Source organism: Paenibacillus sp. FSL W7-1332, from assembly GCF_037969785.1.
GTDB lineage: Bacteria > Bacillota > Bacilli > Paenibacillales > Paenibacillaceae > Paenibacillus_AQ.
Genome location: NZ_CP150209.1, coordinates 126,342 through 151,481 on the forward strand (window position 1 = coordinate 126,342; position 25,140 = coordinate 151,481).

18 protein-coding genes are annotated in these 25,140 nt (G+C 51.8%); 15 read left to right on the forward strand and 3 right to left on the reverse strand.

The features are described 5' to 3' along the window. Window positions 1-9: 9 nt before the first annotated feature. The 5 genes from MKX98_RS00585 to MKX98_RS00605 are packed head-to-tail and all read left to right on the forward strand — an operon-like array spanning window position 10 to window position 9,232. The gene (locus MKX98_RS00585; RefSeq protein ID WP_339220858.1) at window positions 10-2,283 is read left to right on the forward strand and encodes an AraC family transcriptional regulator; all 2,274 of its coding nucleotides are present in this window, start codon (window positions 10-12) and stop codon (window positions 2,281-2,283) included. 21 nt (window positions 2,284-2,304) lie between these two features. Then, window positions 2,305-4,371, forward strand: coding sequence for a glycoside hydrolase family 65 (locus tag MKX98_RS00590; RefSeq protein WP_339220860.1), 2,067 nt, complete (start codon window positions 2,305-2,307; stop codon window positions 4,369-4,371). A gap of 37 nt (window positions 4,372-4,408) precedes the next feature. Beyond that, complete coding sequence (locus MKX98_RS00595; RefSeq protein WP_339220861.1) at window positions 4,409-5,554, forward strand: oligogalacturonate lyase family protein; 1,146 nt, start codon at window positions 4,409-4,411, stop codon at window positions 5,552-5,554. Window positions 5,555-5,579: 25 nt separating this feature from the next. Then, window positions 5,580-6,725, forward strand: coding sequence for a glycoside hydrolase family 88 protein (locus MKX98_RS00600; RefSeq protein WP_339220863.1), 1,146 nt, complete (start codon window positions 5,580-5,582; stop codon window positions 6,723-6,725). Further along, window positions 6,722-9,232: a glycoside hydrolase N-terminal domain-containing protein gene (locus MKX98_RS00605; protein WP_339220865.1), complete on the forward strand. Its 2,511-nt coding sequence runs from the start codon at window positions 6,722-6,724 to the stop codon at window positions 9,230-9,232. Before MKX98_RS00600 ends, MKX98_RS00605 begins: the two co-directional genes overlap by 4 nt. A 133-nt stretch (window positions 9,233-9,365) precedes the next feature. On the opposite strand, the gene MKX98_RS00610 is transcribed toward MKX98_RS00605, so the two are convergent. Beyond that, window positions 9,366-11,438 (reverse strand): serine hydrolase domain-containing protein, encoded by a 2,073-nt coding sequence (locus MKX98_RS00610; protein WP_194540347.1) that lies wholly within the window; start codon window positions 11,436-11,438, stop codon window positions 9,366-9,368. A gap of 210 nt (window positions 11,439-11,648) precedes the next feature. Then, window positions 11,649-12,173, reverse strand: a complete 525-nt coding sequence (locus MKX98_RS00615; protein ID WP_071221142.1) for a phosphatase PAP2 family protein — start codon at window positions 12,171-12,173, stop codon at window positions 11,649-11,651. A 343-nt stretch (window positions 12,174-12,516) separates the two neighbouring features. Between MKX98_RS00615 and MKX98_RS00620 the strand changes: the two genes are divergently transcribed. The 5 genes from MKX98_RS00620 (at window position 12,517) to argS (ending at window position 17,333) form a co-directional block, all read left to right on the forward strand. Next, window positions 12,517-13,374, forward strand: coding sequence for a carbon-nitrogen hydrolase family protein (locus MKX98_RS00620; protein ID WP_339220868.1), 858 nt, complete (start codon window positions 12,517-12,519; stop codon window positions 13,372-13,374). Between the two features lie 49 nt (window positions 13,375-13,423). Further along, the gene (locus MKX98_RS00625; RefSeq protein ID WP_339220869.1) at window positions 13,424-14,095 is read left to right on the forward strand and encodes a GNAT family N-acetyltransferase; all 672 of its coding nucleotides are present in this window, start codon (window positions 13,424-13,426) and stop codon (window positions 14,093-14,095) included. Window positions 14,096-14,179: 84 nt separating this feature from the next. Beyond that, on the forward strand, window positions 14,180-14,851 hold the full coding sequence (locus MKX98_RS00630; RefSeq protein WP_339220871.1) for a GNAT family N-acetyltransferase: 672 nt from the start codon (window positions 14,180-14,182) through the stop codon (window positions 14,849-14,851). 380 nt (window positions 14,852-15,231) lie between these two features. After that, window positions 15,232-15,657 carry a DUF1934 domain-containing protein gene (locus tag MKX98_RS00635; RefSeq protein WP_071221146.1) on the forward strand — a complete coding sequence of 142 codons (426 nt, stop codon included), beginning with the start codon at window positions 15,232-15,234 and terminating at the stop codon, window positions 15,655-15,657. Then, window positions 15,654-17,333 (forward strand): arginine--tRNA ligase, encoded by a 1,680-nt coding sequence (argS, locus tag MKX98_RS00640; RefSeq protein ID WP_339220873.1) that lies wholly within the window; start codon window positions 15,654-15,656, stop codon window positions 17,331-17,333. The genes MKX98_RS00635 and argS overlap by 4 nt, the downstream gene beginning before the upstream one ends. A gap of 101 nt (window positions 17,334-17,434) precedes the next feature. Here the strand turns inward: argS and MKX98_RS00645 are convergent, their stop codons facing one another. Further along, window positions 17,435-18,583, reverse strand: a complete 1,149-nt coding sequence (locus tag MKX98_RS00645) for a S8 family peptidase (protein WP_339220874.1) — start codon at window positions 18,581-18,583, stop codon at window positions 17,435-17,437. A gap of 366 nt (window positions 18,584-18,949) precedes the next feature. Here MKX98_RS00645 and rpoE point away from each other — a divergent pair, with 366 nt between their 5' ends. The 5 genes from rpoE to MKX98_RS00670 all read left to right on the forward strand — a co-directional run bounded on the left by rpoE (window position 18,950) and on the right by MKX98_RS00670 (window position 25,084). Next, on the forward strand, window positions 18,950-19,516 hold the full coding sequence (gene rpoE / locus MKX98_RS00650) for a DNA-directed RNA polymerase subunit delta (RefSeq protein ID WP_339220876.1): 567 nt from the start codon (window positions 18,950-18,952) through the stop codon (window positions 19,514-19,516). A gap of 700 nt (window positions 19,517-20,216) precedes the next feature. Beyond that, the gene (locus MKX98_RS00655; protein ID WP_194540354.1) at window positions 20,217-21,818 is read left to right on the forward strand and encodes a CTP synthase; all 1,602 of its coding nucleotides are present in this window, start codon (window positions 20,217-20,219) and stop codon (window positions 21,816-21,818) included. A gap of 271 nt (window positions 21,819-22,089) precedes the next feature. Next, the gene (locus MKX98_RS00660) at window positions 22,090-22,482 is read left to right on the forward strand and encodes a response regulator (RefSeq protein WP_071222332.1); all 393 of its coding nucleotides are present in this window, start codon (window positions 22,090-22,092) and stop codon (window positions 22,480-22,482) included. Window positions 22,483-22,655: 173 nt separating this feature from the next. After that, window positions 22,656-23,510 (forward strand): class II fructose-1,6-bisphosphate aldolase, encoded by an 855-nt coding sequence (fba, locus tag MKX98_RS00665; protein ID WP_071222333.1) that lies wholly within the window; start codon window positions 22,656-22,658, stop codon window positions 23,508-23,510. Window positions 23,511-23,824: 314 nt separating this feature from the next. After that, window positions 23,825-25,084, forward strand: coding sequence for a UDP-N-acetylglucosamine 1-carboxyvinyltransferase (locus tag MKX98_RS00670; RefSeq protein ID WP_194540355.1), 1,260 nt, complete (start codon window positions 23,825-23,827; stop codon window positions 25,082-25,084). Window positions 25,085-25,140 lie beyond the last annotated feature (56 nt).

The following is a 25,140-nucleotide window of genomic DNA, read 5'->3' on the forward strand; positions in this document are numbered from 1 at the left end:
GGGGTTGATATGTTCCAATCGATCGGCAAGTGGCTAAAATACACGCTGGCCCATACGCAAGCGAGGCTGGTGCTCATTTTGACCGTTTCCGTTTTTATGATCATTTTGGCCGTCAGCCTGACCTCATATTACACCTCTAAATCGGTGCTTCAGGAAGAGCTCAGCGAGCCGCAGCACCAAATGCTGCAGATCAGTATGAAATATATTGACGATTTAATCCGGGAGAGCGACAAGATTGCGGTCCAGGTCGCGGTGAATGACTATATCTATGATTTTCTGACTAGCGAGAATCAGAACTCGGTGGCCAATATATCGACATTGTACCGACTGCTATCCACCTGGATCAGCAATTCGAAATACATTAACAGCATATACGTATACGATGTCGAGCGGGGAAGCTTTATTTCGCTTCCGCAGGGGTATAGCTCTAGCAGGCTCACCTTCGTGGATTCCGAATGGACCAGTATTGCTGACGGATTCGGGGACGACATGATGATCATCCGAAAAAGGCATGTTCCGGAGGGAGCGGGCAATAAAGGGTCGGAGCTGACGCTGTTCCGCAAAATCATGATTCAGGGCCGATTAAGAGGTGTCGTAGCGGTCAATTTGCGGGATGCGGAACTATTCGCAAAACTAAACCCGCCGGCGCTGTCGCAGCTCGACAGCATGAGGTACATCGTGGACCAGCATAACAACATTCTTTATTCGGTTTCGAACTCGGAATTCAAACCGGAAGCCGTGAGGCAGGCGCTGCACGAGCTGAAGGAGGACCGCTTCGGCGATTTTTTCCATGAGGGGCGGAAGCTGCTGGTCAACCAGATCGAATCGCCGCTGACCGGATGGAAATACGTATCCATCGTCTCCCAGGACAGCTTGCTTGCCCAGTCCAAAAAGGTGCGAGACACGGTGCTGTATGTATCGGTGGCGGCACTTGCACTCGGCTTGCTGACCATTCTATACGTAAACTCCGCGGCCTTCCGGCCGGTGCGCAGGCTTAAGCAGCTGTTCAGTGCCTACGACGGGAAAGCGACCAGCCCGGATCGCATCGATCTGGAAAAGCTGGCCGGCGAACTGCTCAGCAATCATGCGCATCTGTCTCAGTTGATCCGCGAGACGATATCCGATGCGGCTTCCAAGTTTCTGTATGACATTCACTCGGGTCATATGAGCGGCAGACGCGAAATTCGCGAGAAGTGGAGACGATATTTCGCGGAATGGACGGATGCACCCGTCACGGTAGCGGTGCTGTCGATCGACCGCTACGATTCGTGGTCGCGCAGATTTCCGGCCAGTGACCACTCGCTGCTGAAGTTTGCGCTCGCCAATATCATGGCAGAGCTGCATGAGCCCGAATGGAGGGTGGCCTGCGCCGATTTTGGGGCGGACCGGATGGCTATCCTGCTGCAGCCGCGGAGCGGCGAAACGCGGCCTCCGCTTGTCGAGGCGATCGAAACGGTGTCCTGTTTGCTGAAATTCAGTGTATCCGCCGGCGTGAGCATGCCACAGAGTGAGGTTTGCCGGTTAAAGCAGGCCATGCTGGAAGCGGAGAATGCGTTAACCTACCGTTTATATAAAGGGTATGGTCAGCTCGTGCCGTTTCAGGATGTATCCAGTCACGAGGTGACGGATATGCAGCCGCAGGAAGATGGCGTACGGGAATTGATGACGGCTGTGGAGACCGGTGATGGGGAGCGGGCTATAGAGCTGCTTGGGCGTATTATTGGCGATATCCGCAGCCATTACTGGTATCCTTCGGAGGCGCTTGCCTTGCTTCAGGCGCTGCTGGAACGTCTTAAAGGGATATGCCCAGAGGGCGATGGTTCCGAGGGGGATCCGGCCGGTCGGCTGGGCACGCTGTACATCGAAGATATCGAGGCGGAGCTTTCCGGCCTGATTTCGGCCTTGGCCGACCGCTACCGCCGTTTAATCGGCAGCAAGGATTTTTTGATGTGCCAGCGGATGATCGAATTCATGGAGCAGCACCTCGGCGATCCGATCGGCATTCCGGAAATTGCGGAATCGACCGGCATCAGCAGCAGCTTGGCCAGCCAGCTTTTTAAGCAGGAAACAAACGAAACGATCTATAACTACTTAACCCGGCTGCGGATGGAGCGGGCTAGCGAGCTGCTAGTCAAAACCGACCGCAAAGTATCCGATATCGCCCAAATGGTTGGTTACCAGCATGAAAACAGCTTCATTCGCAGCTTCCGCAAATTCAAGGATATCACCCCGGGCAAATACCGGGATATGATGAGAACCCGGATAGACGCCTTGTTTGAATAAAGGGCAGGGAAGGGAGGAGCTATGGAGATGGAGAGAGAGCAGATTGTTAGGCGGCATAATCCTGAATTCGACAGGCTAGATCCGCTTTCGCCACTGTCGGTAGGCAACGGGGAATTTGCGTTTACCGCTGATATTACCGGGCTGCAGACATTTCCAGAACAATACGAGGTGCCGCTTGGCACCCAGTCGAACTGGGGCTGGCATTTTACGGGGGGGCGCGAAAGGTTCTCCGCGAAGGATGCAGCGTTGCAGATGTTCGAGACCCACGGCCGGCAGGTCGGCTATCCGATGAAGCCGGGGGATAAGCCGGAAGCTTACCAATGGCTGCGGCAAAATCCCCACCGACTTCACCTAGGCCGGCTGTCGTTCCGATTTCTAGACGAAGCGGGAGAAGAGCTCAATTACAGCGCTGCAGGCCAATTCCGTCAAAATCTCGATCTGTGGACGGGCGTTCTATCGAGCAAGTTCGAAATTCGCGGCGTGCCGGTCGAAGTTACGACGGCGTGCCATCCGGATGCTGATATTATAGGCGTGCGGGTTGTCTCGCCCCTCATCCGGGAAGGGCGGCTTCAGGTATTTATCCGCTTCCCCGCACCGGATATGACGCATTCGGCTTGGTCGAAATCGGTGTTTCCCGATTGGGAAAACGATCAACGACATGATACCGTTCTCGTCCGGCAGGAGGAAGGGGCGGCTTTGATTGAGCGAACGCTGGACGAAGAACGTTATGTGGTCCGCTGGCATTGGAGCTCTGGCCGATTGGAGCAGACGGAAACCCATGAATTTACGCTGTTTCCCGGCGAATCTCCTGAACAATCTTCGGAGGAGCTGGCGTTTTCCGTCGGCTTTGCAGCTGGGTCGCCCGGTGCGGCTGACTTTGAGGCCATCGTTCCGGCCAGCGCCCGGCACTGGGCATCGTTTTGGCAGAGCGGGGGTGCAGTCAGCTTCGCAGGCAGCTCCGATCCGCGAGCCTTTGAGCTGGAGCGACGCGTTGTCCTGTCGCAATGGTTATGCGCCATTCACAGTGGGGGCTCTATGCCGCCCCAAGAGACCGGCCTAATGTATAACAGCTGGTTTGGCAAATCGCATTTGGAGATGCATTGGTGGCATGCCGCCCATTTCGCGCTGTGGGGCCGGGCTTCCATCCTGCGGAGAAGTTTGGACTGGTACAACGGCATACTGCCGGTCGCCCGCGAGCTGGCGCTATCCCAGGGATACGAGGGAGCACGCTGGCCGAAAATGGTCGGTTTTGACGGCATCCCGTGCCCGTCGCCGGTCGCTCCGGGCTTGATCTGGCAGCAGCCGCATCCAATCGCCATGGCGGAGCTGTGCTATAAGGCCGACTCAGCACAAGAAACGCTGCGCCGGTTCCGTGACATCGTCTTTGAATCGGCTGACTTTATGGTTTCCTATGTTCACTGGAATGAGGCAACAGGCGCTTTCGATCTTGGCCCGCCGCTTATTCCGGCTCAAGAATGCCATCCGATGAATGCAAGCGCGAACCCGCCTTACGAGCTGGAGTATTGGAAATACGGCTTTGATATCGCTATAAAGTGGGCTGATCGGTTGGAAATTCAGCCGAATCCGCGTTGGGCCGAGGTGGCAAGCAATCTGGCGGCACCGCCCCGACTCGACGGCGTTTACCTGGCGCATGAGTTTGCGCCGGACACGTTTACGGAGAAGAATCATGACCACCCGTCCATGCTGTGCGCATTAGGCGTGCTTCCCGGCAAGCTGATCGACCGCGAAACCATGCGGCGTACACTGTGGAAGGTTAAGGATGCTTGGAAATGGGAGACGGCCTGGGGATGGGATTTTCCCGTATGCGCCATGACCGCTGCTCGGCTCGGCGAACGCGATCTGGCTGTCGATTTTCTGTTAATGGACGAAATGAAAAACACGTATTTGCCAAACGGGCATAACTATCAGCGCCCAGGCCTATCCGCTTACTTGCCGGGTAACGGCGGACTGCTTACGGCGGTCGCTATGATGGCCTGCGGCTGGGAAGGCGAAGAGGACCCGAACTGCCCGGGATTTCCGGCAAGCGGCTGGACGGTGCAGTGGGAGGGGCTGAAGCCGTGGCTATAGCTTCGGCTTATACAACTTGCGGACAGGAGGGCTGAATATGGCCAAGGGAACGGTGTGGAGGCCGGAACGTAAGTTTTACCGCGACCGGTTGACCGGAGTCGAAGTGGTGCAGCTGACCGACTACAAAGCTCACAGTCATCATCTGTATTTTACGGAAAGCGGATGGTATGACGGCGGGAAGCGGCTGTTGTTCGTATCGGACAGGGACAACAGCTCGAACTTGTACAGCATGGATGTTAACAGCGGTGAGATGCTTCAGCTGACGGATTACCCGGACAATGATGCTGTGGATGCCTGTCTATTACCGGATGGCCGGGCCGCCTTTGTCAAAACGGATCGGAGCGTACGCCGTCTCGATCTGGCAACATTGGAGGAAGAACTGATCTACGAAGCCCCGGAGGGGTACAACATCGGCAATCTGAGCTGTCCTGCGGATGGACGCTCAGTCGTCACCTGCATACAGGAGGATCTGTCCCATCGCATGCCGCTCGATCTGGGCAACGGCTATGTCGGCCATAGGGAGTTGATGGAGGCCGCTCCCCACAGCAGGATCGTGCGGATCGACTCGGAAGGGCAGACGCAGCCGGAAACCCTATATGAAGCCCATCGTTTTATAACCCATATTAACGCGTCACCCGTCGAACCATGGCTGATCACCTTCTGCCACGAAGGACCCTGGCATTTGGTCGATCACCGGATATGGGGGCTGGACCTTCGGAGCGGAGATGCCTGGAGAATTCGCCAGCGCCTTGAACCCGGAGAAAAGGTCGGCCATGAATTTTTTTATCCTGACGGTATGACCATCGGTTACCATGGCTTCCGCATGGATGGAACTAATTTCTTCGGAAGCATCCGGTATGACAATACGGCCATGGAAGAGACGGACTTCGGGTTTGATACGTGGCATGCGTATGCGGACGGCTACGGTCAGGCCGTTGTCGATGGCAAGGGGGCGGTCAAAACCCTCTCCGTATGGCGTAAAGACGCCAAAGGAGTCTACCAAGGACCGCGAATGCTGTGTGAGCTTCGATGCAGCTTTCATTCCCAGAAGGTGCACGCGCATCCGCGTTTTGATCCGGGCGGTAAACGACTCTTGTTTACAAGCGATAAAAATGGTTACGGCAATCTGTATCTGGTCGGCATGCCGGAGGATTTCGATTCGCTGCCGCTGCTGTCGGTTTAAGCGAAGAAGAAGGGAGTGGTCAACCGTGGCTGAAGCAACGGTGCTGGAACGAATACCGGTTCGGGTTGCAGAGACGATCCTGTCCGCTTGCGTGGACGGATACCATCCGAATATAGCCAACAAATGGGGCTACGTGGCCGGCATGGCTTTGACTGCACTGGGCCGCCTGGCCAATTGGACGGGTGAGGAGCGTTACAATGAAGTGGTCAAGCGTCATATGGACGTCTTCATACAGGAAGACGGGGCCATAGCCGGCTACACACTGGAGGACTATAATCTCGATCATATCAATAAAGGCAAGAATCTGCTGCCCTTGTGGCGCACGACAGGAGAGGAGAAATATCGCCGGGCTGCCGAGCTGCTGGCATCTCAGTTGGTTGGACAGCCGCGGACCGACGAAGGCGGATTTTGGCATAAGAAAATCTATCCGTTTCAGATGTGGCTGGACGGCCTCTATATGTCGTCACCGTTTATGGCAGAATATGCAGAAGCGTTTGATGAGCCGGCATGGTTCGACGAAGCGGCCCGGCAGCTGCTGCTCATCGAGCGGCGTACTCGGAATCCGCAGACGGGGCTGCTGCATCACGCTTATGATGAGAGCCGGGAGCAGCGCTGGTGCGACAAGGAAACGGGCCGCTCGCGCCATGTATGGGGCCGGGCCATGGGCTGGTATGCGATGGCGCTTGTGGACGCGCTGGAGTTTTTCCCTGTGAGGCATCCGCAGCGCGGGCAGCTGATGGGCATTTTCGAAAGGATGGCCAATGCGCTCGTACGCGTTCAGGATCAAGACAGCGGGCTGTGGTATCAGGTGATGGACTGCAATGGCCGGCAGGGCAATTATATGGAAGCTTCCGGCTCCTGCATGTTGACCTATGCCTTGGCCAAAGGCATTCGGCTTCATTATTTGGCCGAGATCGACATCGGGGTGGTCGAACGCGCCTATGACGGCATCCAGAAACATTTTATCACCGTCGACGGCGAAGGGCTGCACCTTCACGGCATCTGCCACGGCGCCGGATTGGGCGGGCGCAAATACCGCGACGGATCATACGATTATTATTTGAGTGAAAAGGTTGTCAGTGATTCGCTCATGGGCGTCGCTCCGCTTCTGCTGGCCAGCATCGAAATGGAGAGGCTGCAGGCGGGGGGCAAAGGCGGGCATCGGGGATGAGTCAAGAGAACCTGTTAACCATGAGGTATCCCGCCTCTTGGTGGCGTAATATGTGGCGTGAGGCGCTGCCATCAGGCAATGGGATTGTCGGGGCCTCGGTTTTTGGGGGCGTGCAGGAAGAGACGGTACTGCTGAATCACGAGGGGTTGTGGCATTGGGGTCGAAAAGATCCGCTGCCGGACGTGAGCATGACGCTCGCCGTAACGCGCAGCCTGATGGATGAAGGACACTATATGGAGGCCAGCTGGAACTTGGCGAACGCTTTAAGGGAGCGGGGATACGGGACGAGGCTGGCCTCCCGCTTTCCGCTCGCGGCGATTAAGCTGTTCATGCCCAGCACACGGGCATTCCGTCGTTACCGAAGATCCCTCAATATGGAGACCGGCGAAGTTTCGGTAGGCTGGACGGACGGCCCGAACCGGTACGTAAGGCGGCTGTTTGTATCCCGTGCAGATGGGGCTGTCGTCTATGAGATTGGCTCCGAAGAATGTGTCAACGAAGAAATACACCCTGGAGACAGGAAGGGGACCGGTAAGCATATCGAGGATCAAGCCGGGGCGTTTCACTGTATTTCGGGGGAGATCGGACTGACGCTTTACCCAAGCGATCGATGGGGAGATACGCCAGAATTCAGGGAATTGGCCGAATCCGTGGTCACTTCGGCGAAAGGCGTGTATATCCGGTACGCCGGCCGCAATGATGACGGTACAGATTTCGGTGCCGTGCTGCGGCTTATTTGTGAAGGTGGAAGCTTGCAGTCAACTAAGGAAGGAACGATGTTGAATTTTACTAAGGCCCGCCGGGTGCTTGTACTGGTGAAAGTATTTATTCGTGGCAAGCGTGAACAGGAATGGGAGCAGCTTGAGCATGAACTCAAAACCTTCCCTGAAACGTGTGAATATGACCTGTTGCTCAAGCGCCACACCGAGCTCCATGGTCCTTTGTTCCATTCCGCATCCCTGGAGCTTAACACTGCCAGCAGGGAGGACGTGCGTTCGAACGAGGAGCTGATGCTGGAGGCTTACGAGGGCGAAGCGCCCGTATCGCTTGTCCGTAAAATGTGGGCTTATGGAAGGTACTTGTTTATTAGCGGGACGGCAGCCGAATCAGGGCCTTTCGGACTGTATGGCTTGTGGGGCGGAGACTACCGGCTTGTCTGGTGCCACCATATGGCAAATGAGAATATTCAAATGATGTATTGGCACGCGCATGTTGGAGCCTTGGGAGAATTAGTGCCCCCTCTGTTCCGCTACTATGGCAGCCTAATGGGCGATTTCCGCGGCAATGCCCGCAAGCTGTACGGATGTCGCGGAATCTACATCCCGGCTGGGACCACGCCGGGGATCGGAACGCCGAATCAAATCGTACCCGTCATTCTAAACTGGACGGGAGCAGCCGGGTGGCTCGCCCGGCATTATTACGAGCATTTTTTGTATACGGGCGATATCCGGTTTTTGCGGGAGGAAGCGCTGCCGTTCATGCGCGAAGCTCTTCAATTCTACGAGGATTTCGCAGTCGTTGGTGAAGACGGCTCCTATCGTCTGTATCCTTCGGTATCGCCGGAGAATACGCCGCTTAATTTCATGCCGGAGGACGGAAAGCAGCTGGCTCACCCGATGCCGACAACCGTCAATGCAGCGATGGATATTGCGATTATGAAGGAACTGCTTACCCATCTGATCGAAGCGAATCGGCTCGTCGGAGGCCCAGGTTCGAAGGATGAGGAGGAGCGGTGGAAGCGAATGTTCGAACGCATCCCCTCTTACCGGACGAACGAGGACGGAGCTCTTGCGGAATGGCTGGATCCTAAGTTTAAGGACCGATACGATCACCGTCATCTCTCGCATATCTATCCGTTGTTCCCGGGTGATGAAGTGACCCGCGAATCAGCGCCGGAGTTGTATGTCGCCTTCGAGAAGGCGGTACGTTTACGCCGGCTCGGCGCCCAAAGCGGCTGGTCGCTGGCTCATATGGCGTCCATCTATGCGAGGTTAGGGGAAGGCGACAGTGCACTGGAGTGTCTGGATACACTGGCGCAATCATGCCTGCTGCCGAATCTGTTTACCCTCCATAACGATTGGAGGGGGATGGGGATATGCATGGATATGCCGGCAGCGCCGATACAGCTCGATGCGAACATGGGTTGGGTGAATGCCGTACAGGAGATGCTGCTGCAGGTATCGCCGGATATGGTGAAGCTCCTGCCGGCGCTGCCGGAGCGCTGGCGTATTGGCCGGCTCTCAGGTTGGAGATTCCATACCGGTCGGATCACCATGGAATGGAACCGGGATGCCGGTATGTTCCACGCTAAGCTTGAGGCTGAACGGGAGACGAACATCCTCGTTTCCCTGCCGCCTTGGGCAGGAAAAAGCTCCATGTCTGGGCAGGGAGCCTCCATCCAGCCATCAACGCTAGGGCCCCTTTTTTATGCGGTTCGTCTGGGCCCGGGAACACAGCTGTCGATCCATTGCAGCCCGCAGGTCGACGGGGACGTAATCGGACCTTGAAATTGTAGCTAGCGAAGACCGGTTAACGCAAAAAGGCACCTCAACCATGGGCATTAGCTTTTGGTTGAGGTGCTTTTCCTTTAAGAGTTATCTTGGCTTAACTGAGAACATGTTGCTTGGCTGCCCACTTTTATTATGGCTGCAAGGTGATCCCGAAGGCCGAGCCTGGGGCACCGGCAAATACAACAGCTCCATTGGCTGGGAGCTTCACTTCGTTACTACCGCTGACGAGGCTGTAGTTTACAACCGCACCTTTTTCGTCATACACGACGAATGCGCCTTGTGCCGGCAGGGTGACGGTCATGGTTTTGCCCTCAGCTTGTTTAGGGACGGTGTACCATTTGGCATAACCATCGGCTTGCAGGGTGACGGTTGATTTTTTTCCTTTATAAAGCGGCTTCACGTTCTTACCGCTCACAAACAGGGAGCCTGCCCCTTCGAGATACTCTACGCCCTTTTCTTTATAGAAGCGGAATTCGGCCGTATCCCGGCTACCGATAGCCGGAACCTGATGCTGGCTTACTGCGGTATCCTGGTCAATGATCTTTTTGTCGATCATGTAACCTTCCAGACCGCTCTTGCTGTTAATCTCAACCGTCGGTTTCGTAATGAAGTACATCAGGGATGTGAATTTCTCGTTCAATGGATAGAACGTTTCGCCTTCCCGCTTGGCCCAAGCGGCAGCGGTCTCCTTGGATAACGGGTTCGCTTCCATTTTCTCGGCGGTATAATGCGATAAAGCCATTTGCCCAAGTCCAGGAATCGTTACATATTGTCTTACCCATAAATAGATGCGGTCATTCTTTTCTTTGACGAAGCTTACCTTCGTGCTGCCATCCGCGCTGACAAAGGTTCCATCCGCAGTGTATACATATTTCTCCGCAGGATAATCCGGCACCATCGGTACGGTAATGGATAGTTCGCCGTCCTTGATGTCGACTTTCATCTGCTGATTCGTCACGCCATAGTAACCGGCATATTTCGCGATGTCGCTAGGCATGTCGGCCTTGACCGGTTTGCCGAAGGATTTCTCCGGCTTGATTTCCTTGATGGTGCCTTTCTCCTTGAGCGCTTGCAGCAGAATGTCGTTGGCCAACAGTTGGTTGGTTGAGCTGGAACCGCCAGACGATAATACAGCGGCAGCCATGTTCTGCTCCGGAAGAACAACGAGCGAAGCGTGATACAGGATGGTGTCTCCACCTTTGGTTACGGCTTTCATGTCATATTGGTTAAACGGGAACAGTCTTACGCTGTCCCAGCCAAGTCCGTAATCGAACGAGTTATCGGCATCTTCGGGCCACAGACCCTTTTTATATTCTTCCTGCTCCATGGCTTTAACGGATTTGTCGGAAAGAATGCCTTCGGCTTCTCCGGTGAAAATCTGCGCGAACTGCACCAAGTCTTCAGCCGTAGAATAGATGCCGCCGGTGCCGATCACATTGACCGTCTCGTTAGGAAGCTGTCCTTGGTGAGTAGGAAAATACAGACCTGCCATTTGGCTTAAATCCAAATTATCTTGGGATGTCTTCGTGTGGTCCAAATCTAACGGCTCGGTAAAATATTGATGAATGAAGGCGGTAAAATCCTTGCCGCTGACTTTCTCTACCAGTATCTCAGCTAGCGTGAATCCATCATTACAATAAACGGAGAATGCACCCGGATCCGCTTTCAGGTTTTGGGTGGACAGCTGCTTCAGCAGCGTGTCATGTGCATGAGGGTCATTATCCTCGAACAAAAATGCATTATTCAGGCTTGAGCCTTGCAGTCCGGAGGAATGATTAAGCAGCATGCGCGGCGTGATTTTTTTGTAACGTTCGTCTTTCATCGTGAATTCGGGTATGTACTGAACCACAGGCGTATCCAGGTTGATTTTTCCCTCATCCACCAATTTCATTACCGCAGCGGCGGTGAACACTTTACTCGTGGAACCGATGGCATACATCGTATCTTTAGTCAGCGGTTTCTTTCCTTCCATATCATTGACGCCCTCTTGCCCGGACACGGTAATCACCCCGTTGTCGATAAGGGCATATTGAACGCTTGTCGTTCCATACGTCCCGGTGAGCAGCTTGGCTTTCTCAGCGGCGGTTTTCTCAAGGCTTCCTCCAGCGGCAGCTTGGCTGTTATCTGCTGCCATTACCCCAGCCGGAAGGATCATCGTAACGGCGAGTAGGGTAACCAGCATCCGTGATAGTCTTTTCTTCAAATAAATACCTCCTTATTATGAATGTACTATTAGTACGATTTACCAGCCGGAATGGTTCAATCTTTTTTCATATTTCTGCAAAATTATAATGTACACGTGTGCGAAAGATGTGGAGCAGCCTGAATAGAGGCAAGAAAAACAATGAGGGAAGCACAAAAAAACAGGCATTCCATCCAGAGCCGTAAAGCCAAGAGGGAGATGCCTGTTTTTTTAACTGAGCACGATAAGCAGCGCCGAGGTCGTTCCGACGAAACAGCCGGCCAAACAATCCGAAGGATAGTGAAAGCCAAGATAAATCCGTGACAGGCTGACCGTAAGGGCCAGCAGGATCAAGAGCAATGATAGCCACGGCGTTATGAACAGAAACGGCGTAATAATGGAAAAGATCGCCGTCGAGTGCCCGGAAGGAAACGAGTGATCCTTCATCGGTTTTTTTTCGAAGCGCACCTTTTCAAGTGCCAGATAAGGCCTGATGCGCCGCATCTTCCTTTTGATGAGGGCCGTAATCAGGAAGCTGAGGGAAAGCGCAATAAAGCTCTGCCACCCCATCGTATTCCACGGCTCAGGTGCAAAAAACGCTATCGAGAGTGTCAGCACAATGGTAAAGATAGCACCCCCCATATGGGTGACCAGCGCGAGCATCGAATCCACCGTTTTGTTGCTGATCTTGCGGTTTAACCAGCGGAAGATAAGGTGGTCATGTTGCTGAAGCCAATCCATCGAACGAGTAATCATTGTGAACAGAACACCTCACATTATAATTTTGTAAGCTGGCAGCCCAAAGTCCAATCGGGCTGCAATATATGCTTGTAAGGGCTAAAGATTCATAGTGTAGACAAGAGGCTTACATACGACAGTATACAGGAGAATTGTTAAGCGTGGGTATGAATGACTTGTATTTTTTCATAAATTGAGCATTCCTTATCGCACGGCGAGTTGATGATAACCGTTTTAGCGTGCTGGAAGCTTGCTTCTTAGGATTATGGTTTCCAAGGGAGGATGACTTCATGTTCCCATGTTCTCGAAGCGCAGAATCCGATATAATGTAAGCATCTAACCACGCTTAAGGAGGAGAAGCATGAAATTTCGCGTTTCTGCCGTGCAATACCATCTGCACACGATTCAATCCTTTGACGATTTTGCCCGTCAGTCGGAGCATTACATTCGGACGGCGGAGGAATTTGAAGCTGATTTTGTGCTGTTTCCGGAATTTTTCACGACCCAGCTGATGTCCATCGGGGACGATCAGGGCAAGGCATTGACGATCAATGATCTTCCGGATTTCACAGACCGTTACCGCTTGCTGTTTCAAGGCTTTGCGAAGCAATATCATATGCATATCATTGGTGGGACGCACGTCATTCGCCGGGAAGGGAAGCTGTACAATGTAGCGCATCTGTTCTATCCGGACGGCCGCATTGCGGAGCAGGCCAAGATCCATATCACGCCTTCGGAGATTAGCGGATGGAATATGGGAGCGGGCGAAGGGCTCGAAGTGTTCGAGACGGAAAAAGGCACCATTGCGATGCTGACCTGCTATGACATCGAATTTCCTGAGATTGTGCGCATGGCCAAGGCTAAAGGAGCCGATGTCATTTTCTGTCCATCCTGTACGGATGATCGTCACGGATTCCATCGCGTGCGTTACACCAGCCATGCCCGCGCCATTGAGAATCAGATCTATGTGGTGTTGACCGGTACCGTTGGTTCGCTGCCAACCGTGGATCTGATGCGTGCCAACTTCGGACAGGCGGCCATCATTACCCCGAACGATATCCCGTTTCCTCCACAGGGCCTGCTGGCCGAGGGAGAGCTGAACAACGACATGATCATAACCGCCGATCTCGATGTGGATTTATTGTATCAAGTGCGCGAGAAGGGCTCCGTCACGACATGGCGTGACCGGCGTACTGATCTGTATCCGGATTGGGAGTAAGCCGTTTATCATTACTTGAGGAAAATAGGACAAAGGCGGTGCAGAGGAAATGGCCCGGTTTCATCAACAGTTATATGTATTTGACGATGCCCGGCCGGTGCCGGTTATCATTCGAAGCTACACGGAAGCGGATTTTGACGAGCTGATCGTCATTCAATCCGAGACGTTCCCGCCCCCATATCCGCCGGAGCAGTGGTGGAACAAGGAGCAGCTGAAGCAGCATGTTACCCTGTTCCCTGAGGGGGCTCTGTGCGTTGAAGTGGAAGGCATGCTCGCAGGGTCCATCACTTCGCTCATCGTGGATTACGATCCGTTGGAGCCTGCCCACTCCTGGGCGGAGGCCACGGATAACGGGTATATCCGGTCGCATAAGGCGGACGGGAATACGCTATACATTGCCGACATTTGCGTCAGGCCGCGCTTTCGCAAGCTTGGGCTCGGCAAATGGCTGATTCAGTCGCTGTATCACGTGACCGTCGAACAGGGATTGGACCGGCTCCTTGGCGGCGGACGGATGCCCGGCTATCATCGGCATGCCCATCAAATGTCGGCTGCGGAGTATCTGGACGCTGTTGTCCGGGGTGATCTCAAGGATCCGGTGATTACCTTCCTGCTTCGTTGCGGCCGGACGCCCGTTGGGGTAGCGGCAGATTATTTGGAGGATGAGGAGTCCTGCAACTACGGGGCTCTGATGGAATGGAAGAACCCTTTCACTGGATAAAGAAGTCTCGCTTGAACGATATAAATTGATTTCAACTATAATGATGGATTTTTTTATTACATATAATAAGGAGGCTTTAATTTAATGGAATATATTCGCATTACGAGCATCGACGATCCCTTGTTCCGCAAAATGCACAATCTGATGAAGGAAGTGTTCCCTCCGGAAGAGGTGCTGGAATTCAGTTTGTGGAAGGAACCGCTGGAAGATCCGGGCATCCGGGTATTCGTTGCCCTGCATGAGGACGAAGTGGTGGGTACAACGGAATACCGCTATTATGAGGACTGGAATGTAGCGATGACCGATTTTACCATCATCGGGCGCGAAGGGCTCGGCATCGGCCGATTCTTGGCACAGCATCGTTTGAAGGATCTAAATCAACTGGCGGCCGCGAACGGCAAAGAGCTGTTCGGCATGTTTGCCGAGATTTACGATCCGTACCGGGTGCAGGATCATGCATTCGGCGGTGTGAAGCCGATGGATCCTTTTGTTCGCCGCGAAGTCCTCTCGCATCTTGGCTACAAACGCACGGATATCGCCTACGTGCATCCTTCCTGGAACAATGATGGCGAAGCGGTGAGCGGGCTCGATTTGTGCTTCTTGCCTGGCGATGATGCCGTTGATGAGCTGTCTGCGGAGCTGATCGTCAACTTCCTGAGACGTTACTATTCGGTACTGCCTGAGAAACCACAAGCCTGGAACGACATGGTGGCCAAGCTGGAAATGCGGGAGAAGGTAGCCTTGCTTCCGTTGTAACTTATATGATAGTTCATGCCTGATTCGTTACGGATCAGGCATATTCTTTTCCGGGTATGCCTACAGCATGTGATATTTTGGTACTCTAATTGGTAGGATAGCAGAGGGTGAGGTTATCGGGGGAACCTCGTTCCCTGATCGGGGCGATTTAGCCGGTGCGCCTTATTCCATCGACGGGAAGACTCTGGAGGAAATCACGGGTGTAAGTTATCGTGAGTGGCACAAGCAATGGGTCGAGAAATACGGGGATTGAGGATGCACCCGATCTTTCGTGTAAGCACGCGGATAGACGTTTACTTCACATTTGCTAAAATCCTCATTTGAATTGCAGGGCTATACTGGATATAGTAATACAATAGGTAAGGAAAAGAGGAACGAACATGAACGACCGAAAACAAGTGAGCATCCGTCTTCAAAGCCTTCACGAAGGGGAGAATACGATACAGGAGCTTCCGGCAGAGGCGTTTATCAAAGGAAATGTCCTGTATGTTCGCTATACCGAACCAGCGCTTGGACCGCATCAAGGGGAAACCCGGGCCATGCTCAAGCTGACGGAGGACGAGCTGAAGCTGATCCGTCACGGCGAGGTGGAGTCCGAGCAGGCATTTAAGCTGGGTCAGCGATTGCCTGGGTATTACCGCTCCCCGTTCACTTCATTTAATCTGTCTACGCACACCCAGCGTCTGGAGCTTGCGCTTGAAGGCGTGTCCGGACGAGCGGCTTGGGCGTATGATTTATATGTGTTTGACGAGTTTTCGGGACACTTTTCTATTAGTTTGACTATTCAGGAGGCACATGAATCATGACAATGAATCCATTAGATCACATTAACGGGCTGGTTGCAGAAGCGGTGGCGGACGCTGCCGTAGCTGCAGGATTGGTTTCCCGTGAGGAATTGCCAGGCATTACGCTTGAAGTTCCCAAGGATAAGTCGCATGGCGACTTGGCTACGAATGTAGCGATGCAGTTGACACGAATCGCCAAGAAGAACCCGCGACAAATTGCGGAGGCTATCCTGGAACATCTGGACAGGGCGAAGGCTTCCATTGAAAAAGCGGAAATAGGCGGGCCAGGATTCATTAATTTTACCTTGGACAAGGGTTACCTCTATCCGATCGTTGCGTTGGTAGAAGAACAGGGCGACAACTACGGGCGAATTGCTACCGGAGAGGGGCAAAAGGTTCAGATGGAGTTTGTCAGCGCCAATCCCACCGGAAGTTTGCACCTGGGACATGCCCGCGGAGCGGCGGTAGGTGATGCCCTTTGCAATGTGCTTGATTTTGCTGGATACGAAGTGACGCGCGAATACTACATTAATGATGCAGGCAACCAAGTTGTGAACCTGATAAAATCCCTCGAAGCCCGTTATTTGCAGGAGCTCGGTCAGGATGCCGAAATGCCGGAAGATGGATACCACGGCGAAGATATCAAAGGGTTTGCTAAAGAGCTTGTAGCTGAGAAGGGCGACTCTTTGCTGTCCATGGATCCAGGCGAGAGAGCTGCATTCCTTCGTCAGTTCGGGCTTGAGAAGGAACTGGATAAAATCAAACGCGATTTGAATCGATTCCGCGTTCATTTTGACGAATGGTTTAGTGAGACATCCCTGTACGAGAACGGACTCGTGGAGAAATCCCTGGAAGAGCTGAAATCGAAGGGCGAAGCTTATGAGAAGGATGGGGCAACCTGGCTTCGTACCACCGACTATGGGGATGACAAAGACCGCGTCCTCGTGAAGAATGACGGAACCTATACTTACCTAACGCCGGATATTGCGTACCACCGCAATAAATACGAGCGCGGTTACGACAAAATCCTCAATATTTGGGGAGCCGATCATCATGGTTACATTCCGCGGATGAAGGCAGCTATGGAGGCGCTGGGCAATGATCCGGACAAACTGATTGTATTGATCGCTCAGATGGTCAGCCTGTTCCAGGATGGCGAGAAAGTGAAAATGTCCAAGCGTACCGGTAAAGCGGTCACGATGGAAGACTTGATGGATGAAGTCGGCGTAGACGCAATCCGCTATTTCTTCACTATGCGCAGCATGGATTCGCATCTGGATTTCGATATGGATCTGGCGGTGTCAACGTCCAATGAGAATCCGGTCTTCTATGTGCAGTATGCACACGCACGTATCTGCAGCGTATTCCGCCAAGCGGAGGAGCAGGGCGTTAACCTCCTGCCGCTTTCGGAAGTGAACCTGAGCGTTCTGACAACCGAGCATGAATACGACATTTTGCGCAAAATAGGAGAGCTCCCGCAGGAAGTGTCGCTTGCTGCAGAGAACTATGCTCCGCACCGACTTATCCGGTATGTATACGAGCTGGCCTCCTTGTTCCACAGCTACTATCGAGCTGAGCGCGTGATTACGGAGGATACGGATCAAACGCAGGCTCGCCTGGCTTTGCTTCGAGCTGTTCGTACCGTTATTGCTAACGTGCTTCGCCTGATGGGCGTATCGGCGCCGGAACGGATGTAAGGAGCCCTAATTTGAATATGTGACAGCAGCCGTCTTTCCGTGGAAAGGCGGCTGTTTTGAATTTGCAAACGGACTTCTTTTGTAACTACTGAAGAATCAGTCTATAATTTCATGCCCTCGCGCAAAAATTTCAAGGCATTTACCTCTCCATCGGAGACGCTGTATCCTTTTTTAAGCTTAAGGGGAGAGGAGGTGCGTCGCAGCAGGGCCTTAATGGTAGCCGTTTTTTTCAGGTCAGGCTTTTGCGCAAGCAGCAGGGCGATCGCTCCGCTGACGTGCGAAGTTGCCATAGAGGTGCCGCTCATCTCGTGGTATTTTCCTTGCAGCCAAGCGGACACGATTTTATCTCCAGGTGCATAAATATCGACAAATTGCCCACGATTGCTAAAGGAGGGGATCTTCCGGTTGCGGTCGGTAGCTCCGACGGATATGGTTTGAGGATAACGGGCAGGATAGTCCGCGGTACGACGTTTGCCGTCATTGCCGGAGGAGGCTACAATAATGACGCCTGCTTGGTTGGCCTTGCCTACAATATCCAGCAGCGTACGGCTTCGGGTCTGCATACCGAAACTCATATTAATGATATCGATCTCGGCCCGCACGCACCAGTCGATGGCCAGAATGATATCCGACACAAAGGCGGATCCGTTGTGATCAAAGGCTTTGACTGGATACACCACAGATCTTGGAGCAACGCCAATCATGCCCTGCGTGCTGTTCGCAGCAGCGATGGTACCCGAAATATGTGTTCCGTGTCCGTTGTCATCGTATGGCGGTATGTTTCGGTGGACGAGATTAATCCCTCGGGTCAGCGAATACTTCAGATCGGGGTGAGCGAAATCCACCCCGGTGTCGATAACCGCAATCTTCATGCGGTGTCCTGTCGAGATCGACCAGGCTTGAGGGGCTTTGATTTGCTTGATACCCCATGGGATCCCGGTTAGCGTTCCAATTGTCCCTTGTATGGCTTGGATATGAACCTGGTCATCCTCTTCTACCATCAGTTCATTCCGGAACTCCGCTTCAAACTTCGCGGTTTGGGGAGCTGGAGCGATGATGGTTTGGGTAAGCGGCGAATAGCTGACTGAACTCGGGAAACGCCTTTTCCCGACAAGTCGTATCCATTCGCTGATACATTCCTGGTACAGCTGAGGGTCATGAAACGTGAGGAGCCGCCGGTTCATTTCCCGGACGTTCCGCATAGGGTTCGTCTCTGTAAGTAGTGATTGCATGATCCGGGTGTAATCCATATGTGGCAATCTCCCTTCTCGATGAACCGTTGCTTCAGTATTGTATGAACCGGGGAGAGTGCCCGAATGGGATGTTGCCCTTTTTCCGGGAAATAGGCCCTGTTTACCGTGTCAAAGCAGCAGGGCTAACATAAGATACATGGAGGGAACATCAAGGTTCTCTTATCTAATCCCGTAAGGAGTCGATCCTTGGGGCGGATACAGTCAGAAGACGGAGACAATTGTCTCCGTCTTTTTCCTTTTGGCATCTGATGGGTAATGGCGCAGAAAAACTTGATTTTTATTTCCAAATAGGTTTTACTTAGTTTTGATAATGGATATGTTGAGGGTATAACGTGAAGATTGTGTGAGAGGAAGTGTGCGTTAGTGAGTAATCCGCTCAATTTAAAGATCGATCCGGAGAAGATTCAGGAAATCCCAATGGTTGACCTGGCTTTTATGGTTCTGAAGGCGGCGAATACGCCGTATTATTACCGTGACCTTATGAATGAGGTGGCCAAGCTTCGCGGCTTTACGGAACAGGAAATTAACGAAACGATTGCCCAGTTATATACCGAGATCAATATAGACGGACGTTTCGCATGTGTAGGAACGAATCTGTGGGGACTAAAACGCTGGTATCCGCTGGAGAAGTCCGAGGATCCGATTGCGAACGCCAAGCGTCCGCGGATCATCAACGATGAAGATGATGATGACGATGACTTCACCGATGAAGAGGATACTTATAGCGCTGACGATGTCGAGGAGGATTTCGACAGCATCGATGAAGAAGATGATGATCATGATGATCTCTTCCCGGATGATGACGATGCCGACGATGAAGTAGACGAAGAGGTTGTTCTGGATGATGACGAATTGGATGACGAGGATTCCGAATCCGATGAGGAAGATGATCTGGAAAATGAGGCATTTGAGGAAGACGATAAGGATTAATCCCTCATGCAGCAGGGACTTTAGCACTTGTCTGAGCTGATTATGACGGTGTTTTACATTGTCAGCCGATTGGGGAATTTTGAGGTTGCTTCTTCTCTTGACAAGCAGACAAGGCACAGAGTAAACTATTGCTTGGGCTTATGATTGTGGATTAAATATGTTTAATATAAAAGTGCCCCGTTATTTATTCGGGGTCACTTTTTTTGTTTTTAAGGCTCAGAAAGTGTAAACGACGCTAGCTTCTGGACCTAATAACGCAAGAGAAGCACCTTATCAAAAGCGGTCTGTCTTCTGGAAGTTTGTCGATAGACATTTTTTCTTTGGACTGTGGAGGCATCCTTCCTGTAGGGACTGGACTTTCATGGTCTCTTGCGGTGAGTATTCCGCCGGTAGGGGAACATCTTCTGCTAAACCTTATGTCAACTAAGATTCAAGTTTGCAGTTGTTTAAGATGAGGTATGGAAACCGCTCGTCTTGATGCCTCATAACGTATGCCGTGTTAAGCAGCTCGACATGATATGAGGATCATTTAAGCGTCAATATATGCGGTTTGTAATAGGTCGGAGGTCAGCTCGCTCACCATTTTTGGAAGCGAGCGATGCTTTTTTGTTGGTCCCTCTGATGAATCAGGGGAAAACGGGTTAGGATAAACATCATATGTCGCCTGAAGTTATGGAGATTATATAGGAGGGTTTTTACAGTGACAAAGTATATTTTTGTAACAGGCGGGGTCGTGTCATCTCTTGGTAAGGGAATTACCGCCGCTTCGCTCGGTAGATTGCTTAAGAACAGAGGGCTCAAGGTAACGATTCAGAAATTCGATCCGTACATTAATATAGATCCGGGCACCATGAGTCCTTACCAGCATGGCGAAGTATTCGTTACGGACGACGGTGCGGAAACCGACCTGGACCTGGGACACTATGAGCGCTTCATCGATATTAACCTGTCGAAGAACAGCAATGTGACAACAGGGAAAGTATACTCATCTGTTATCAGCAAGGAACGTCGGGGAGAATATTTGGGCGGTACCGTGCAGGTAATCCCTCATATTACGAACGAAATCAAGGAGCGCGTGTTCCGTGCAGGCCGTGAAGCGGGTTCGGATGTGGTTATTACCGAAATCGGCGGAACGGTCGGCGATATCGAAAGCCTTCCTTTCCTTGAGGCGATCCGTCAAATTAAAAGCGACGTTGGCCGTGAGAACGTGATGTATATTCATGTAACCCTCATTCCATATATTAAGGCAGCCGGTGAAGTAAAAACGAAGCCGACTCAGCATAGTGTAAAAGAACTCCGCAGTATCGGCATTCAGCCGAATGTTATCGTGTGCCGTACGGAGCATGAGCTTTCAACCGAGATGAAAGCAAAAATCGCGCTCTTCTGCGACATCGATCCTAACGCGGTTGTAGAATGCCGCGATGCCTCCTCGCTGTATGAGGTACCGCTGAATTTGCGTGAAGAAGGTCTTGATGAAATTGTTGTCAATCATTTGAAATTGACTACCCCTGCGCCGGATATGAGCGAGTGGGAAGATCTGGTGGAGCGTGTATCCAAACTGGAGAAGACCGTTGAGATTGCGATCGTTGGTAAATATGTCGCACTGCACGATGCTTACCTCAGTGTTGTTGAATCCCTGTCTCATGCAGGCTTTGATGCTAATGCTGACGTGAAGATCCGCTGGGTGAATGCCGAAGAGATTACGGCAGACAACGTGGAAGAGGCGTTGAGGGGCATTGGTGGTATCCTTGTACCGGGTGGATTTGGAGATCGGGGTATCGAAGGTAAGATCAGCGCGATTCGTTATGCCCGTGAGCGCAACATTCCATTCTTCGGTATTTGTCTTGGGATGCAAGTGTCTGTTATTGAATATGCCCGTTCGATTGTCGGTCTGAACGGCGCGAACAGCTCGGAAATTGATCCGGCTACCGAATATCCAGTCATCGACCTGCTGCCGGAGCAGAAGGATATCGAGGATCTTGGCGGAACGATGCGTCTGGGTCTGTATCCATGTAAGCTGGTTCCAGGATCGCTTGCAGAGTCCTGCTACCAGGACGAGCTCGTTTATGAAAGACATCGCCACCGGTATGAGTTCAACAACCAGTACCGCGAAGATATTGAAAAAGCAGGTCTGCGCATATCCGGTACTTCTCCGGATGGACGTCTGGTTGAAATTGTAGAGCTGCCAGGACACCCATGGTTCCTCGCCGTGCAATTCCATCCGGAATTCACTTCCCGTCCGAACCGTCCGCAGCCGCTGTTCCGTGAATTTGTAAAAGCCTCGATCCAGCATCAGGCATAATGAGAAGAGCCTCTTTTGAAGAGGCTCTTTTTTGCGTAGAAATCCATTATCATAATGACAGAGAGGGCAAGCTAACCTTCAGAGCGGATGTCCGGAGCTGTCGATTCACATACAACAAATTCGTACATCTTTTTTTCTTACTTTTTTTAGGATAGGAAGGAATTCGACATCTACAGGCGAATACAAATAATGGTCGGTTATGGGAAAGTTAGGAACTTTCGAGTTTGCATATACTCATTATACGAATTTATGTATCGGGGAGGTTAGAAGGATGAGCAAGGAAAGCAAACACAAAGTGTTGATTGTGGATGACCAGAATGGTATCCGCATCCTGCTTGTGGAAGTGTTCAGCAGTGAGGGATATGAGACGTTTCAAGCGGCGAACGGCAAGGCGGCACTTGAAATTGTGAAGATGCATGCTCCGGATTTGGTGCTGCTGGATATGAAAATTCCTGGAATGGACGGGCTTGAGATTTTGAAGCATATAAAACAGATGAATCCGGACATTAAGGTGATCATGATGACGGCCTATGGAGAGCTTGACATGATCAAGGAAGCAACCGATCTTGGTGCGTTGATGCATTTTACCAAACCCTTTGATATTGACGAGATGCGTCAAGCCGTTAATATGCAGCTGAAAGGGACCGCCAGTAATATCGGTTGAATGATGAATTCTGCTCAAAGGGCGGAATTCTTTTTTTGCCAGAATGTGAGCTCCTTCGCAGCATTTTAGGAAATGCTTGTTTAGTATTTATGACGCGATGTGGTATAATAAGTCCGTATGTTATATCGGCTAAAAACCATAGACAAACTAAGCATCTATAGGAGGATGAAACCATGCCATTAGTATCAATGACAGACATGCTGAACAAAGCACTCGAAGGTAAATATGCTGTTGGTCAATACAACATCAACAACCTGGAGTGGACATATGCGATTCTTGAAGCGGCTGAGCAAGAGAAATCACCGGTAATTCTTGGTGTTTCCGAAGGGGCAGCTCGTTATATGGGTGGATTCAGCACCGTCGTACACATGGTAAAAGGCTTGATGGAGGACCTGAAAGTTACGGTTCCTGTTGCCATTCACCTTGACCACGGTTCAAGTGTTGAGAAATGTAAAGAAGCAATCGACGCAGGATTCACTTCGGTTATGATCGATGATTCCCACAGCCCGATTGATACGAATATTGCAACAACGAAACAAGTCGTTGAGTATGCTCATGCTAAAGGCGTTTCCGTTGAAGCTGAAGTCGGTATGGTCGGCGGACAAGAAGATGATGTTATCGGTGACGTAATGTACGCGAAGCTGGACGATTGCGTTCGCATCGTGAACGAAACAGGCATCGACACATTGGCACCTGCGCTTGGTTCTGTTCATGGTCCTTACAAAGGCGAACCAAACCTTGGTTTCAAAGAGATGGAAGAGATTCGCAATGCTGTGAAACTTCCGTTGGTGCTTCATGGTGGTACAGGCATTCCGACGCATGACATCAAGAAAGCGATCTCCTTGGGTACTTCCAAAATCAACGTGAATACTGAGAACCAAATCTCGTTCTCTAAAGTTGTTCGTGAAGTGCTTGCTGCTAAACCGGAAGCTTACGATCCACGCACATTCCTGAAACCAGGCCGTGAGGCAATCAAGGAAACCGTTGTTGGCAAAATCCGTGAGTTTGGTTCCAACAATCAAGCTTAATTATTCATAGTTAAGTCGCTTGTAGTTCTAGTGGCTACGACATGACGATTGGAATCACCTAAGATATTTAGGCTGTCTTATGCTGCATACAATGAAATGGAAAGCACACCGCGTAGCCGGTGTTTTTCCATTTCATTTATTAAGATATCAAAGTACAAGCGGGTTGTGAGCTTCACAACCGGATCATCGAGAACAATAAGAAACGCTAAATGCGGTCTGTCATCCTTAAGGAACGTCGATAAGACGTTTTTCTTGTATGACGGCCATCAGAACCATTTCCGGCTGCGAAGTGATGTAGGGGGACCCGAAAGCTTATGGAAAAATTGATGATCAGCGGTGGACGCCCACTGCGAGGTACTGTAACAATCAGTGGTGCCAAGAACAGCGCGATTGCGTTAATTCCCGCCGCAATTCTGGCGGAATCGGAAGTCGTACTTGATAATTTGCCGCTTCTCAGCGATGTGGCTGTTTATGCTGAGATCTTGGAAGAATTGGGCGGGCAAGTTTCATGGGAAGGCAATCAGATGAGAATTGACCCTTCTGATATCAAATCTATTCCGATGCCTAACGGACCCGTTAAGAAACTGCGTGCGTCCTACTATATGATGGGCGCCATGCTTGGAAGATTTAAAGAAGCCGTGATCGGCCTGCCGGGCGGCTGTAATTTTGAACCTCGTCCCATCGACCAGCACATTAAGGGTTTTGAAGCGCTTGGCGCAACCGTCACCAATGAACACGGTTCGATTCATCTGCATGCTAAAGAGCTGCGAGGCGCGAAGATCTATCTGGATGTGAGCAGTGTTGGTGCAACGATTAATATTATGCTGGCGGCTGCTAAGGCCAAAGGCTCCACAATTATTGAAAATGCGGCGAAAGAGCCTGAAATTATAGATGTTGCAACACTTTTGAATTCCATGGGAGCTGTCATTAAGGGCGCCGGAACGGAAACGATCCGGATCGAAGGCGTAACCGAGATGCATGGCTGCCGCCATTCCATTATTCCAGACCGGATTCAGGCCGGTACATATATGATTGCTGCCGCAGCTACTCGCGGTGATGTTCTGATTGACAACGTCATCCCGAAACACCTTGAAGCCCTCACTGCCAAGTTGATCGAGATGGGTGTTGGTATTGAGGAGCTGGACGAAAGCATCCGCGTGATCGGTAAGGACCGATACCAGCATGTGGACGTGAAGGCGCTTGTATATCCTGGATTTGCAACGGATTTGCAATCACCAATGACCAGCCTGCTTACCCAAGCGGAAGGCGTCAGTGTCCTTAGTGATTTTGTATATAGCAACCGATTTAAACATGTTCCGGAGTTAGTTCGCATGGGTGCCAAGATCCGCGTGGAGGGACGCTCGGCCATTATAGAAGGTGGTCCGCTGAACGCAGCCAAGGTCAAAGCGACCGACCTGCGCGCAGGTGCGGCTCTTGTGATTGCGGGACTAACCGTACCCGAAGGGGTGACGGAGGTAAGCGGCGTAGAATTCATTGATCGCGGCTATGACCATCTGGTATCCAATCTGCGCATGCTGGGTGCCGACGTATGGCGTGAGACCGAGGAAGAATGATTTTTTACCAAAATGAGGGAAATGTGTGGTTGAAACTGCATATCTCCCTCAGATTT

Bases quoted from the DNA above. Each gene is read 5' to 3' on its own strand.
- fba (WP_071222333.1), top strand. From the start codon at position 22,656: ATGCCATTAGTATCAATGACAGACATGCTGAACAAAGCACTCGAAGGT.
- MKX98_RS00670 (WP_194540355.1), top strand. From the start codon at position 23,825: ATGGAAAAATTGATGATCAGCGGTGGACGCCCACTGCGAGGTACTGTA.
- MKX98_RS00660 (WP_071222332.1), top strand. From the start codon at position 22,090: ATGAGCAAGGAAAGCAAACACAAAGTGTTGATTGTGGATGACCAGAAT.
- MKX98_RS00625 (WP_339220869.1), top strand. From the start codon at position 13,424: ATGGCCCGGTTTCATCAACAGTTATATGTATTTGACGATGCCCGGCCG.
- MKX98_RS00595 (WP_339220861.1), top strand. From the start codon at position 4,409: ATGGCCAAGGGAACGGTGTGGAGGCCGGAACGTAAGTTTTACCGCGAC.
- argS (WP_339220873.1), top strand. From the start codon at position 15,654: ATGACAATGAATCCATTAGATCACATTAACGGGCTGGTTGCAGAAGCG.
- MKX98_RS00605 (WP_339220865.1), top strand. From the start codon at position 6,722: ATGAGTCAAGAGAACCTGTTAACCATGAGGTATCCCGCCTCTTGGTGG.
- MKX98_RS00590 (WP_339220860.1), top strand. From the start codon at position 2,305: ATGGAGATGGAGAGAGAGCAGATTGTTAGGCGGCATAATCCTGAATTC.
- MKX98_RS00645 (WP_339220874.1), bottom strand. From the start codon at position 18,583: ATGGATTACACCCGGATCATGCAATCACTACTTACAGAGACGAACCCT.
- MKX98_RS00615 (WP_071221142.1), bottom strand. From the start codon at position 12,173: ATGATTACTCGTTCGATGGATTGGCTTCAGCAACATGACCACCTTATC.
- MKX98_RS00620 (WP_339220868.1), top strand. From the start codon at position 12,517: ATGAAATTTCGCGTTTCTGCCGTGCAATACCATCTGCACACGATTCAA.
- MKX98_RS00635 (WP_071221146.1), top strand. From the start codon at position 15,232: ATGAACGACCGAAAACAAGTGAGCATCCGTCTTCAAAGCCTTCACGAA.
- MKX98_RS00630 (WP_339220871.1), top strand. From the start codon at position 14,180: ATGGAATATATTCGCATTACGAGCATCGACGATCCCTTGTTCCGCAAA.
- MKX98_RS00585 (WP_339220858.1), top strand. From the start codon at position 10: ATGTTCCAATCGATCGGCAAGTGGCTAAAATACACGCTGGCCCATACG.